Below are 14,008 nucleotides of genomic sequence, written 5' to 3'. Positions count from 1 at the left end.
TTGATTGCTCAAGGAGGTTGTGCCGTGACACGAAATGAAATATTAAATGGCTTACAATCGCTTCGGGCGAAGGAAGTAAGTCGAATTGAAAGCAATCCTCACAAACCATTTAAAGTGGGGTTAGTGTATCCTAATACATATTTTGTTGGCATGAGTAATTTGGGACTACAAATTATTTATGAAGAAATTAATGCAAGACCTACAAGTTGTGGGGAACGATATTTTTTACCACCTAATTCAGAATTGCGTGATTATGAAAAGCATCGTTTGCCGTTGATGAGTGTGGAAACGCAACGGCCCTTATATGAATGTGATGTAATCGGTTTTGATATTACTTTTGAAATGGATTATTTTAACATTCCTACCTTATTAAAATTAGGCCGTGTGCCAGTAAAACGAATTCATCGCATTGAACGGGATCCCATTGTTATTGCAGGTGGCCCTTGTGCTACCTTTAATCCTGAACCAGTATCTGATTTTATTGATGCATTTATTATTGGTGAAGGTGAAGAGTTAGTTTCGCATGTGTTGTCAGTAATTGAACAAGGGCGCAATGAACAATGGTTGCGCTCTGATATTTTACTTGCTTTAAGTAAAATCACGGGTGTATATGTGCCGGCCTTGTATGAGCCTCAATTTGATGACAGTGGGCGCTTTGCAGGCTATCACTTGGCTGAAGGTATAAGTGGTACCGCAGAAAATGTTGCAGTTACGGTAACAGAGAATACAAAAAATACTAATTCCACAGTTAGTACAGGTTGTGTAGTGCCTAAGGTGACACGACATTGGAAATCTCTTGATACAGTTGGTGAAACAGTTATTGCTACAGATTTTACTGAATTTGGGGCAATGTATATTGTTGAAGTAGCCCGTGGGTGTGGTCGTCACTGCCGTTTCTGTATGGCTGGCTATTGTTATCGAACGCCGCGCGTACGGCGTCTTGATTTGTTAAAAGCGGGCGTTGATAGAGCGGCGGCATTAAATAAAAAAGTAGGTCTCATGGGGGCAGCGATTTCAGACTATCCTGACATTGATGAATTAGTGACATATATTCGTTCTAAAGGGCTTCGCTATTCTTGTGCGTCATTGCGTGCTGACTCATTAACGCAGGCGGTGGTAGATGGTTTAGCGGCAAGTGGACAGCAAACGATTACGATTGCGCCCGAAGCGGGCAGTGATCGCTTGCGCCGTGTTATTAATAAAGGGATTTCAAATGAAGACATGGCAAAAGCGGTAAAGTTGGCGGCTAAGGCCGGTATACCTCACATTCGTTTGTATATTATGGTTGGGTTACCAACAGAAACAGAAGAAGATGTGATGGCTATTGTGAGTATGGCGGAAGATGTATATGCCTATATGCAAGAGGCTGGTTGCAAAGGTCGTTTAACCTTAAGTGTTAATCCGTTTATTCCTAAACCATTTACGCCGTTTCAGTGGATGCCAATGGCCCATCAAAAGGATGTAACTAAGAAGCTTAATACAATTAAGAAAGCGTTGAGTAAAAACCGACGTATTGAAGTGTTAGTAGAATCACCTAAAGAAGCCTATATTCAGGGCGTATTAGCGCGTGGCGATCGCCGTTTAGGCGATATTATTTTGGCGGCTGTTGAAGCGGGGGGACCAAAACAATTTAAAAAGGCTTGTAATGAGTATGCGTATGATATGGATGAGGCTTTATATAGAGAGCGAGAGTTAACAGAGCCTCTGCCTTGGGATATGTTAGATATGCAATTAGCTGAGGGCTATTTAGCGGCTGAATGGCAACGTAGTTTGACAGAAGTGTATACCCCGCCTTGTCAAGAGGGGTGTAAACGCTGTGGTGTTTGTGTAGGATGAGGTGAAACCTATGGCACGGCAAAATAGAACAGTAATTCGTGAGGGGGGCGGATTCCCTGGACGGCCTTTTGAATTTGAAGCGGCTACAGCATTAACTGGATTTTCCCTTATGCATGGGGTAACACGACGTTTTGGTGGCGTATCTCAAAAGCCCTTTGAGTCGTTTAATTTGGGGTTGCATGTAGGGGATGAGATGGAACATGTGTGGGAAAATCGGAAACGTTTAGCTAAACATTTGCGAGTAGCGCCTGAAATGCTAACTTGTGCTCAACAAGTACATGGCACACACATTTCAGAAGTGACAAAAGAGCAGGTAGGTGCAGGCGCTTTTCAGATGGATACGGCAATTCCTGATAGCGATGCGTTGATAACGAATCTAATCAGCGTGCCTTTATTGTTATTGGTCGCTGATTGTGTGCCCGTGTTAGTTTATGATCAACGTCAACATGCTATGGCCGTTATTCATGCTGGCTGGCGAGGTACGATTGGACATATACCAGTGCGTACTATAGAGGCTATGGGCGATGCTTATGGTACGAAACCAGAAGATTGTCATGTTTATTTAGGTCCATCCATCCAATATGAGTCGTTTGAAGTGAGTGAAGAATTGGCGGATTTATTTAGGCAAGCGGCACTCGTTCCAGAACAGATTGTAGGCTATAAATATCGGGCGGATAAAGGTATTCAGACCCCGCGGGTGAATTTACAGCAATTTATTGTACAAGAACTGCGTCAGTTAGGTGTACCTTGGCAGCAAATTACCGTGTCTACTTCCGATAGTATGACGGCCCCAGCTTGCTACTCTTATCGACGTGAATTTGGCAAAACGGGGCGCATGGCTTTGTTTGCTATGTTAACAAATTTAAAATAAGTGGAAATGTGATTCTTTTTTACTATAAAGTCCATTATTTGTTAAAATTTGGGGAATGTGTTATAATTTAGGAAAGAAATAGTCGGAGTAGAGACGTTAAACCTACTTCCAGTGGTCGGATGGAGACTGAAAACCCATTCCATGGCAGAGATAACTGTGTAAAATCAAGAAAAAGAGGGGTAATTACCCCTCTTTTTCTTATGTAAGGGGACATAAAATGAGCTCATTTAAGGAAAATATAAGGCGGAAGTTAATTGTTGGTGCCAATATATACGCGAATAATTTTTTGAATCAAGAGTATTTGATTTATTCGCGCCTTTTCAAATATAAAAAGTATTATATCTTGACAGCTAAAGAAGACAATTTTTTACATTTAACAGGAGTTACTGGGAATTTAGAACCTAAAAATTTTTTTGAAAAATGTCTGACGGAAACATTGTCTGTAGATGATTTTGAAATTTTCTCTAAACAGCAAAAGGGTTCTGTTAGACGAAAGGTTGCTGTATTAGAATCGGCTTGTCAAATGTTTAGTCAAGAATTGGTAATGGCGGAAGAATATTTTGAAAAAAATAAGATTCGTTGTGTCTTAGCTTCTTCAGATGGTGGATGTACTTTAGGGTTTACTGATACGAGAATACATGTTCCGCAGACTTTACTTAAAGGAAATGTATTAAAATATCCAGTACCGATAGAGGCAATTTTATCACGTAAGACGGGGGAAGAGCGGTTTGAAAATATTATTTTTAAAAGAGATGATGTAGAGCTTCAAGAGATTTTTTCGATATAAAGTTGACTTATATAGTTGCCTAATTTGAACTAAATATAAAAAATTTATAAAAATAACCTTAATATATACAGCGTTTCTCATATTTTCATTGGCATTTTACTTAAAGTATTATATAATATTATCGCATGAAAGTAATTTTTTACATGCACTGACAGGTGTTAGCCGGTGCATATAGGGGGTAGGCTATGATAAAAGATGCGTTAGAAGCTGTGCAAAAGCGTATGCAAGATGCTATGGCACAAGCGGGTAGACATGATGCAGTAACACTCATAGCAGTAACTAAGAATCATCCTGTAACAGCGGTGGAAACAGTGGCTCAACTAGGTGTTCGCACGGTAGGTGAAAATCGAGTACAAGAAGCAAAAGAAAAGATTTTAACCTATAAGGGACCAGAATTAGACTGGCATTTGATTGGTCATTTGCAAGTAAATAAGGTTCGGCAAGCAGTGCCGCTATTTTCTTTAATACATTCTGTCGATAGCAAGAAGCTACTAGATGAAATAAATAAAGTGGCCATTAAATGTGATAAAATACAAGATATTTTATTACAAGTTAATGTGGCACGAGAAGAAAGTAAATCGGGGTTGACGGTGGAAGACTTTCCAGAAGTGCGCGATTATGCGAAGACATTGCCAAATGTTAGAGTTAAAGGGTTGATGTGTATGGCGCCTTTTTTCGAAAATCCGGAAGAAGCTCGTCCTATTTTTCGAGTAGCCCATGCACTCTATGAAGATATGAAGTCCCAATTCCCAGAAGGACAGATTTCGTATTTATCAATGGGGATGACCCATGACTTTGAAGTGGCTTTAGGAGAAGGCGCGAATATGATTCGCGTTGGCACCGCAATTTTTGGTAACCGAGTATATAATTAATGGCTTAGCGCAATGTAGGAGGGTTTATAAATGAGCTTTAATTGGAGCAACATCAAAAAAATGTTTGTTGTAAATGATCGGGATGATTACGATGAAGAGACTTATGAAGATAATTTAGGTCCTGAATATGATGAGCCTGCACATCAGGTAGCTCAGACTAATTCTACCAGTTCTGCATTCCGTCCCGCAAAAACAGGAGGATATAACACCGTGGCACAGCGTCCTAATGCAATGAAAGTAGTAATTGTTGAACCAACTGTATTTGAAGATTCTGAAAAGATTACTAATGAACTTCGTGATATGCGTCCAGTTGTTATTAACTTTGAAAAAACAGACCCTCATGAAGCGGCTCGTATTGTAGACTTTGTAAGTGGTGCAACCTTTGCATTAGATGGTAAATTAGAAAAAATTGGTAAAGATATTTTCATTTGCGTACCTGTGAATGTAACTGTAGATTATAACGACAAAAGTTACAGTGATTTATCTGAAACATTTGCGTGGAAAGAGCCACAAATCTAATAGGAGCTACTATGTTAGGACAAATTTTATTTGTGGGGGCAGGAGCCATGGGAGGCGCTATATTACGTGGCGCCTTGCAGGCCAAGTTAATTACGCCTGAGCAGGTACAGGTGCTTGTTAGAACACAGGCTAGTGCTGAGGCGTTACAAACTGAATTAGGTGTTAAGGCCAGTGTTGAATTGCCTGATTTGAATCGGTTCAACACGATTATTTGGGCTGTCAAACCACAAGTATGGCCGCAAATAGTATCTCAATTTAAAGCGATTCCAGCTGGTACAGTGTGCTTGTCAGTAGCAGCAGGGATTAATTTAGCGACCCTAGAGGAGGCTTTACCACAGGCTGTTTGGTATCGTGCTATGCCTAATACGCCTGTTGCTGTTGGTGCAGGTTTAACTGCTTTAGCAGTAGGAACTAAGGGCACAGAAGAAGCTACGGCAGATTTTTGCCAATTATTCAGTGCTATAGGTGAAGCTGTTGTTGTAACAGAAGCTGATTTAGAACGCTTAACAGCTATCTCGGGTTCCGGCCCAGGCTATGCATTTGTGATTATGGATGCGTTGGCTGATGCAGGTGTTCGTCTTGGGTTAACGCGTCCGTTAGCTATTAAGGCGGCTGCCTATACCTTGTTTGGAGCGGGTAAAATGGCTCTTGAAACAGGTACTCATCCAGCTATTTTGCGCGATCAAGTGACTTCCCCTGGTGGTACGACAATTGCTGGGATTGCTGCTATGGAAAAAGCTGGACTCCGAACCGCTATGCAAGAGGGGGTAGTTGCTTGTTATGAACGCTCCTTTGAGTTAGGCAAGAAGTGAAGGAGGATTTGTGAAAGATAAAGAGAAATTAATTCGTTATTTTGAAGCATCTGGCAATGGTGAAGAAGCACGCCGTATGCTCGATTTAGCCGAGCAAGTGGTAGGTGGTAAACCATTTCGGGTGACTGAGTTTATGTCACCAGCTGGCCTTGTTATTGCAGATGCAATTAAAGCTAATTTGCCACAGTTGCGTGTGGAATTTGGCGGTGGCTATGAAGGAGCCGAGCGCATACGGGTAGCATTTGTAGCAGCAGATTTTCAAGGAACTGTTGATATAGGTATTAGTGCTTTAAAAGTTTCTTGGGATCCGCGGTTTCGCTTGTTAACCCATCGTGATGTGTTGGGCTCGCTCATGGGTTTGGGTATTGAGCGCACTAGTTTTGGCGATATTATTATGCAAACTGGTGGTGCCCAGTTAATTGTTGACTCTGCAATGGCAGACTATGTGAAACAAAATTTTACAAAGATTGCTATGGTTTCTGTATCGGTAGACGATATGGATTTGGCAGAGATTCAACCGAAAGAAGAAAAAATTAAAGAAATACGAACTACAGTCGCTTCTTTGCGCTTAGATGCAGTGGCATCTTCTGGATTTAGTGTATCTCGCACTAAAGTAGTGAGCTCTATTAATGCTGGGCTTGTTCAAGTGAATTGGCAACCAGCTAAAGGGCCAGCACAAGAAGTAAAAGAAGGAGATATTATATCTCTTCGTGGTCGTGGACGAATGAAGATTGAGGCCATCACAGGCACATCTCGTAAAGGACGTATTGGGGTATATCTCAAACGTTTCATGTAATAGGAGGTAAGCTATGATTACACCAATGGATATTCACAATAAAGAGTTTGAGAAAGGCTTTCGTGGGTACGATACAGCATCAGTTGATGCGTTTATGGCTGAATTAGTTCATGACTATGAAACACTTTATCGCGATAATCGTGAAATGACAGATAAAATTGAGCAATTAGAAAAACGAATTGCTCAATATGAACAAATGGAAGCAACCATGAATAATACACTTGTATTAGCGCAAGAAACAGGGGAAAATGTAAAAAATGCAGCTCGCAAAGAGGCTGACCTTATTATTCAGGAAGCAGAACAACAGCGTAAATTGATTTTAGAAGATGCAGAACGTAGTTTGCGTGAAGGTCAAGAAAAATACGCTATTATTCGTAATGAAGTTGCCGTATTTAAGGCTCGTATGGAATCTATTTTAAACTCTCAATTACAATTATTAGATGGCTGTGTACTAGGTGATAGTTCAGTACAAGTTGAATCTGTTGATATTGAAGAAGTGATTGCCGCTGTAGCCGAAGATAACTCTACGATTCATAAACATGCTGGTGTTGATCAAGCTGTGCTTGAAGCAAATGCTGCTGGTGATGCAGTGGCTGAAACAAACGCAACAACTAGTGAAGACGCAGAAACAACAGAAGAAACAGCTACAAATAAATAATTACACATTTTATCATGTAGTATCAATCGGCTTGATCTTATATCAAGCCGTTTTTGATATAAGGAACATATGAAAAATATTCATAGCTAATAGGAAGTGAGGTCCTAATGATTACAATGGCGATGCGCCTTACGGGTAAACGCTGCGTTGTCATTGGCGGAGGCCCGGTGGCAGCACGACGAATAGGATTGTTTTTAAATGAACAAGCTAATGTTACAGTGGTTAGTCCTACGGTAACCCCTGAAATTGCTGCTTGGGCGGCGGCAGGGCAGTTAGTGTGGATTGAGGCATCCTACTCAGAGGCCATTGATTTGCAGGTTGATTTTGTATTATTGGCCACTAGTGATAGTGAACTAAATGAGCAGCTAGCGCGACGAGCTAGGTCATTAGGGGCTTTGGTAAATCGCGCTGATAATCGTGATGATTGTGATTTTACATTTCCTGCTAATATAACAGTAGGGGATTTGCAATTTGCTATTTTTACGGGCCGGGTGAGTCCACGCCTTAGTCGTTTAATAAAGCAAGATTTAGCTAAGCGATATGAACCTGTAGCAGATATGTTACCTGCTTTAAAACAATTACGAAGAGAAGTACGACAATTGTTAGCTACACCTGCTGAGCGTGAAGCCTTTTGGCAGGCTCATCTTGGTGAAGCACAGTTGGCGATGATTATAGATGGTGAATGGAAACGTGTGGAGGAGATACTAAACAATGCAATTAGTAGTATTAGGCTTAAACCATAGAAGCGCACCAGTTAATGTGCGCGAAGTGTTTTCCTTTGATAAATCAGAAGTGGGTGATGCGTTAAACCATGTGTATGAACATGAACAAGTCGCTGAATGTGTGCTTTTATCCACTTGCAACCGTACAGAATTATATGCGGTATTAGATGATGTGGAAAAACCAAAAGAATTTATGCTTCATTTATTGCAACATTTAAAAGGTTGTGAAGATATGCATATTGAAGACGATTGGTTTTTTGTATATGAAGGGCGTGACTTATTAGGTCATTTATTTAATGTTGCCTCTAGTTTAGATTCTCTAGTATTAGGGGAAGGCCAGATTTTAAGTCAATTAAAAGTGGCTTATATTACGGCTTATAGTCGTGGTTTGACAGGACCAATTTTTAATATTGTGTTCCAGAGAGCCATTAGTGTTGGTAAAAAGGTTCGCACCCAGACGGGGATTGCCAATACACCTGTTTCAGTAAGTTATGCAGCCGTTAATTTAGCGGAAGATTGCTTAACAAAGCCTATGTCCGAGGCGAAAGTTTTGGTGTTAGGGGCAGGTGAAATGAGTGAGCTGACGGCGACTCATTTACAAGCTAAAGGGGTTAACAGTATTTTTGTATCTAACCGAACCTATCACAAAGCAGAGCAATTAGCGAAACGTTTCGGTGGAGAAGCCATTCAGTTTGATAAGTTTATCGAACAAGCGAAAGAAGCAGATATTTTAATTACTTCTACAGGCGCACCTCATTATATTATTGGCCCAGAAGAAGCTGCTAAAATTGCAGCTAATCGCCAAGGAAATCCGATTGTTATGATTGACATTGCTGTGCCACGGGATATTGATCCAGATGTGTCTGATATTTCAGATGTGTATCTGTTTAATATTGACTCCTTGGAAAGTGTAGTAGAAGCTAATAAACACCAACGAGAAGTGGAAGCGCAAAAAGCAAGACCAATTATTGCCGAGGCCATTGAAGAATTAGAAGATAAATTGGGCTACTTATCAGTACGACCAATGATGGTGTTATTAAGTGATAAAGCAGAACGGATTCGTAAACGTGAATTACATCGTGCCTTAGCTAAATTGCCAGATGCTGATGACCGTTTGCGTAAAATAATGGATAATATGAGTCGCATGATTGTTCGTAAACTATTGCGTGACCCAATGATTCGTTTTGGTGAAGTAGCCGGTAAAGACGAAGAAAATGAGTATTGGAAATTATTCCATGATATGTTTGACCTAGCAAAGGAGAGAAAATCCTTATGAGAGATATAATCCGTATTGGAACACGAAGTAGTGCCTTAGCTTTGTGGCAAGCTGAATTTGTAGGGGCAGAATTACAACGTTTATTTCCAGGTTGTCAGGTTGAACTAGTGCATCATAGCACTAAAGGGGACCGTATTTTAGAGAAGCCATTAGCTGAAATTGGTGGCAAAGGTTTATTCACAGAAGAATTAGAAGCATCTATGCGCGAAGGGGCTATTGATATTGCCGTTCATAGCTTAAAAGACATGCCTACAGAATTGCCTGAAGGGTTGACTTTAGGGGCTATTACAAAACGTGAAGTACCTTGTGATGCATTGGTTTCGCCTAAATATAAAACCTTAGATAAATTGCCAAAAGGGGCTAAAGTAGGGACTAGTAGCTTACGTCGTCAAGCACAGCTTTTACACCATCGTCCTGATCTACAAATCAGTGTATTACGTGGCAATGTACAGACTCGTTTGCGCAAATTAGAAGATGAAAATTTTGATGCCATTGTATTAGCGCAAGCTGGTTTGAAACGATTGGGTTTGGCTGATCAAATTACTCAAGTATTTACGGCTGATGAATTAATTCCAGCTGTAGGACAAGGGGCTTTGGCTATTGAATGTCGCAGTGACGATGAAGAAATGTTAGCTATGCTAGCTAAATTGAATGATGAAAATACTATGTGGTGTACCCGTGGTGAACGTAGTTTTTTACGCCAATTACAGGGGGGCTGTCAAGTTCCTATGGGCGTGCATGGGACAATTCATAAAGGGCAGTTGACTTTAAAAGCGATTATAGCCTCTTTAGATGGTAAAAATTGCTATGAAGGAGAAATGACAGGGCCTAAACAGACGGCAGAAATTATTGGTCGTAATTTAGCAAAAGCACTCTTTGAAGAAGGGGGCAAACATATTATTGAAGAGTTGGTTCAGGAGGGGATTTTGCAATGACCGGTATCGTATATTTGATTGGTGCAGGACCAGGCGATTATAAATTAATTACTGTGAAAGGTCGCGAATGTATCGAAAAGGCCGATGTCATTGTGTATGATTATTTGGCTGATGAGCATTTGTTGCGTTGGGCTCGTCCTGAAGCAGAACTCATTTATGCAGGTAAACAGTGTAAGCATCATACCTTACATCAATATGAGATTAACGAATTATTGGTTAAATTTGGTAAGGAAGGCAAAATCGTTGCGCGCCTAAAAGGGGGCGACCCACTCATCTTTGGCCGTGGTGGCGAAGAAGCGTTAGAATTAGCTAAAGCTGGTGTTCCTTTTGAATTTGTCCCTGGCGTTACTTCTGGTATTTCGGCGCCAGCATATGCAGGAATTCCTGTGACACAACGTGCTATGGCTACGTCGTTTGCTATTGTAACAGGTCATGAAGATCCGACTAAAAACGAGTCTGGCATTAATTGGGAAGGCTTGGCTACGTCTGTAGATACCATTAGTTTTGTTATGGGTGTAGGTAATTTGCCTATGATTTCGCAGAAATTAATGGAATATGGTCGTCCTAAAGATACGCCAGTGGCGGTTATTCGTTGGGGCACTAAACCAATTCAGCAGACATTGATTTCCACCTTGGAACATGTAGCGGCGGATGTTAAAAATGCTGGGATTAAACCACCATCTATTATTACGGTCGGTGATGTAGTGAATTTACGTGAATCCTTGCGTTGGTTTGACAATAAACCTCTCTTTGGTAAAACAATTATGGTAACACGGGCTCGTTCTAAAGCTAGTGTTTTAAGCGAACAATTAGAAGCATTAGGTGCTAATGTTATCGAAGCAGCAGCTATTAAGACGCAGGCCTTACCACTAGAGCGCAAAACAGAGGAGATTTTATTAAATTCTCATAATTTTAAAACGGTCATTTTTACGTCTGCCGAAGGTGTGCGCTATTACTTTAAAGCCTTGCAAACAATGGGCAAAGATAGTCGTGTGTTAGGGCAAGCTAAGCTTTGTGCGATTGGTAGTGCAACTGCTAAAGCGTTGCAAGATAAAGGCTTGTTGGCTGATATTGTACCGGCCGATTACAAGGGGGAGTCTGTAGTTAAAGCCTTGCAGCCTGTGTTAAAAGAAGGCGATAAAGTGTTACTTATTCAGCCAAAAGTAGCGCGTAAAGTCATTTATAATGGCCTTACCGAGGGTGGTATTGATGTAACCGTAGCTCGTTTGTATGAAACCTTAGTTGATGAATCACAAGCAACTACCTTGGTAGAGGCATTACAATCTGATGAGGTAGATTATATTACATTTACAAGTTCCTCAACCGTTACAAATACATTAAAACTATTAGGTGAAGCGGGGAAAGAGTTGTTGAAAAAGGCAAAAGTAGCTTGTATTGGGCCGATTACAGCAGCTACTTGTGTAGAACAGGGGATTGAACCTGATTTAATTAGTGATACATTTACCATTCCTGCTATGGTAGCCATGATACAAGCAGATGCTACTACTAAAGAATAATAGACTCATGGGGCTACTTCTTAATCAGAGGTAGCCTTATTAGTAAATTCGTACTACAATAGTAGGGTAGTATAAAATAAAAGGAGACGAGGATTTATGATAGACTTAACATATCGTCCGCGCCGTTTGCGGACAACACCAGCTATGCGTGCGTTAGTGCAGGAAACAACTTTGCAAGTAGAGGATTTAATCTATCCTTTATTTGTTGTACCTGGCACTGGTGTTAAAGAAGAGATTCCATCGTTACCTGGACAATATCATTTATCAGTTGATGAAGCTGTTAAGATGGCTAAAGAAGCTTATGAATTAGGTATTCTAGGCGTAGAAGTATTTGGTATTCCTTCCTATAAAGATGAACAAGGTTCTTCTGCTTGGGACATGGAACAGCCTGTACAGCAGGCGATTGCAGCTATTCGTAAAGAAGTGCCAGAATTAATCGTCATTGGTGATGTATGCTTATGCCAATATACTTCCAGTGGTCATTGTGGCATGATTGATCATCATGAAATTTTAAATGATGAAACTTTACCTTTGTTAGGTAAAGTGGCTGTTAGTCAAGCTAAAGCAGGGGCGCAAATGGTTGCTCCATCTGATATGATGGACGGTCATATTGCTTGCTTACGTCAGAGTTTGGATGAAGCGGGCTTTACTAATGTATCCATTATGAGCTATGCCTCTAAATATGCTAGTGCTTATTATGGCCCATTCCGTGATGCGGTTCACTCAGCACCTGAGTTTGGTGACCGTAAAAGCTACCAAATGGATCCAGCCAATCGTTTAGAGTCTTTGCGCATGATTGAACGGGATATTCAGGAAGGGGCTGACATTATTATGATTAAGCCTGCCCTTTCATATTTGGATATTGTCCGTGAAGCTCGTGATAACTTTGATTATCCATTAGCTGTATATAATGTAAGTGGTGAATATGCTATGGTAAAAGCAGCGGCTGCACAGGGCTTAGTGGATGAAAAACGAATTGTGTTAGAAACCTTGTTATCTATGAAACGAGCTGGCGCTAAAATGATTATTACCTATCATGCCCTTGATGTAGCTCGTTGGTTGCGGTAATATCTTTTCAAAGTAGTCATTGTTGTTAATACCATGAGGAGAGAATTATGTATACGTTAGAAAAATCGAAGCAAGCCTTTCTTGAAGCAAAGGCTTATATGCCGGGCGGTGTAAATAGTCCGGTCCGTTCCTATCGTAGTGTAGGTTCTGAACCGCCATTTATCAGTTCTGCAGCAGGTGATCGTATTTATGATATTGATGGCAATGAATATATTGATTATGTATTGTCGTGGGGGCCTATGATTTTGGGCCATGCAAAATCCGAAGTAGTGGCAGCTTTGCAGGAAGCGGTACTACGTGGCACTAGTTATGGCGCACCGACTCTTTTAGAAACGGAAGTAGCTAAAAAGATTCAAGCTTTTATGCCTCATATGGAAATGGTGCGCATGGTTAACTCGGGCACAGAGTCTACCATGAGTGCTTTGCGTGTAGCGCGTGGCTATACGGGCCGTGATAAAATTGTAAAATTTGTTGGTTGTTATCATGGACACAGTGATTGCTTATTAGTAAAAGCTGGTTCTGGTTTGGCTACCTTTGGGGTGCCTGACAGCCCTGGCGTGCCAGCGGGCGTAGCGGCAGATACATTGACAGTGCCTTATAATGATATAGACGCCATTCGGGAGCTATTCCAAAAAGAAGGGCATGCTATTGCCGCTGTTATTGTAGAACCAGTAGCGGGTAACATGGGCTGTGTGCCACCAGTGCCAGGCTTCTTAGAAACTTTGCGTGAGCTTACTACGGCTCATGGAGCTTTACTTATCTTTGATGAAGTTATGTGTGGCTTCCGCGCTAGTTCCGGTGGAGCTCAGAAAAAATATGGTATCAAGCCAGATTTAACCTGCTTAGGTAAAATTGTTGGCGGTGGCTTACCTATGGCTGTATTTGGTGGTTCCCGTGAAATTATGAACCATGTAGCACCAGCGGGCCCAATTTATCAGGCTGGGACTTTGAGTGGCAATCCAATTGCTATGACTGCAGGATTGGCTACCCTTAGCATTTTGCAACAAGATCCAACCGTGTTTAAACGGATTGAACAAGCTACAGAGATGCTCTGTGAAGGATTGCGTGAACGGGCGGCTAAATATAATATTCCTGTTCAAGTGCAATCCGTAGGGTCCATGTTTACTTTATTCTTTAGTGATAAGCCAGTGGTTAATTTTGAGGATGCCTCTGCTTGTGATATGGAAGCCTTCAAAAAATTCTTCCACTATAATTTAAGTCATGGCATTTATTATGCGCCAAGCCAATATGAAAGCAATTTCCTTTCAGCTATGCATTCGCCACAGGATATTGAAAAGACCTTGGCTGTAGCAGAAGAAGCCTTTGCTACCTTATAATA

14 protein-coding genes are annotated in these 14,008 nt (G+C 41.0%); all 14 read left to right on the top strand.

Features of this window, described 5'->3' with window-relative positions; all coding sequences use genetic code 11:
• Window positions 1-24 precede the first annotated feature (24 nt).
• The 14 genes from NFR44_RS08675 to hemL all read left to right on the top strand — a co-directional run bounded on the left by NFR44_RS08675 (window position 25) and on the right by hemL (window position 14,006).
• A complete protein-coding gene (locus tag NFR44_RS08675; protein ID WP_251443909.1) occupies window positions 25-1,836 on the top strand; it encodes a radical SAM protein in 1,812 nt (603 codons plus the stop codon).
• A gap of 10 nt (window positions 1,837-1,846) precedes the next feature.
• Window positions 1,847-2,707: a peptidoglycan editing factor PgeF gene (pgeF, locus tag NFR44_RS08670; RefSeq protein ID WP_251443906.1), complete on the top strand. Its 861-nt coding sequence runs from the start codon at window positions 1,847-1,849 to the stop codon at window positions 2,705-2,707.
• A 217-nt stretch (window positions 2,708-2,924) separates the two neighbouring features.
• Complete coding sequence (locus NFR44_RS08665; protein ID WP_251443903.1) at window positions 2,925-3,494, top strand: PBECR4 domain-containing protein; 570 nt, start codon at window positions 2,925-2,927, stop codon at window positions 3,492-3,494.
• Window positions 3,495-3,679: 185 nt separating this feature from the next.
• Window positions 3,680-4,366, top strand: a complete 687-nt coding sequence (locus NFR44_RS08660) for a YggS family pyridoxal phosphate-dependent enzyme (RefSeq protein WP_251443900.1) — start codon at window positions 3,680-3,682, stop codon at window positions 4,364-4,366.
• A 30-nt stretch (window positions 4,367-4,396) separates the two neighbouring features.
• Window positions 4,397-4,885: a cell division protein SepF gene (locus NFR44_RS08655; RefSeq protein ID WP_251443896.1), complete on the top strand. Its 489-nt coding sequence runs from the start codon at window positions 4,397-4,399 to the stop codon at window positions 4,883-4,885.
• Window positions 4,886-4,896: 11 nt separating this feature from the next.
• Window positions 4,897-5,697, top strand: coding sequence for a pyrroline-5-carboxylate reductase (proC, locus tag NFR44_RS08650; RefSeq protein ID WP_251443892.1), 801 nt, complete (start codon window positions 4,897-4,899; stop codon window positions 5,695-5,697).
• A 10-nt stretch (window positions 5,698-5,707) separates the two neighbouring features.
• Window positions 5,708-6,493 carry a YlmH family RNA-binding protein gene (locus NFR44_RS08645; protein ID WP_251443889.1) on the top strand — a complete coding sequence of 262 codons (786 nt, stop codon included), beginning with the start codon at window positions 5,708-5,710 and terminating at the stop codon, window positions 6,491-6,493.
• Between the two features lie 13 nt (window positions 6,494-6,506).
• Window positions 6,507-7,151, top strand: a complete 645-nt coding sequence (locus tag NFR44_RS08640) for a DivIVA domain-containing protein (protein WP_251443885.1) — start codon at window positions 6,507-6,509, stop codon at window positions 7,149-7,151.
• A gap of 107 nt (window positions 7,152-7,258) precedes the next feature.
• Window positions 7,259-7,894 carry a precorrin-2 dehydrogenase/sirohydrochlorin ferrochelatase family protein gene (locus NFR44_RS08635; RefSeq protein ID WP_251443882.1) on the top strand — a complete coding sequence of 212 codons (636 nt, stop codon included), beginning with the start codon at window positions 7,259-7,261 and terminating at the stop codon, window positions 7,892-7,894.
• Window positions 7,863-9,149, top strand: coding sequence for a glutamyl-tRNA reductase (gene hemA, locus NFR44_RS08630; protein WP_251443879.1), 1,287 nt, complete (start codon window positions 7,863-7,865; stop codon window positions 9,147-9,149). Before NFR44_RS08635 ends, hemA begins: the two co-directional genes overlap by 32 nt.
• Entirely contained in the window at window positions 9,146-10,084 is a 939-nt protein-coding gene (gene hemC, locus NFR44_RS08625) for a hydroxymethylbilane synthase (protein ID WP_251443876.1), read from the top strand. Before hemA ends, hemC begins: the two co-directional genes overlap by 4 nt.
• A complete protein-coding gene (cobA, locus tag NFR44_RS08620) occupies window positions 10,081-11,601 on the top strand; it encodes a uroporphyrinogen-III C-methyltransferase (protein ID WP_251443873.1) in 1,521 nt (506 codons plus the stop codon). Before hemC ends, cobA begins: the two co-directional genes overlap by 4 nt.
• A gap of 96 nt (window positions 11,602-11,697) precedes the next feature.
• Entirely contained in the window at window positions 11,698-12,669 is a 972-nt protein-coding gene (gene hemB / locus NFR44_RS08615; protein WP_251443870.1) for a porphobilinogen synthase, read from the top strand.
• Between the two features lie 47 nt (window positions 12,670-12,716).
• On the top strand, window positions 12,717-14,006 hold the full coding sequence (hemL, locus tag NFR44_RS08610; RefSeq protein WP_251443867.1) for a glutamate-1-semialdehyde 2,1-aminomutase: 1,290 nt from the start codon (window positions 12,717-12,719) through the stop codon (window positions 14,004-14,006).
• The last annotated feature ends 2 nt before the right edge of the window (window positions 14,007-14,008 follow it).

It is taken from the genome of Veillonella intestinalis, from assembly GCF_943193155.1.
Taxonomy (GTDB): domain Bacteria; phylum Bacillota; class Negativicutes; order Veillonellales; family Veillonellaceae; genus Veillonella_A; species Veillonella_A intestinalis.
The sequence above is the reverse complement of the archived record's forward strand: the minus strand, read 5'-3'. Positions and strand labels throughout refer to the sequence as shown.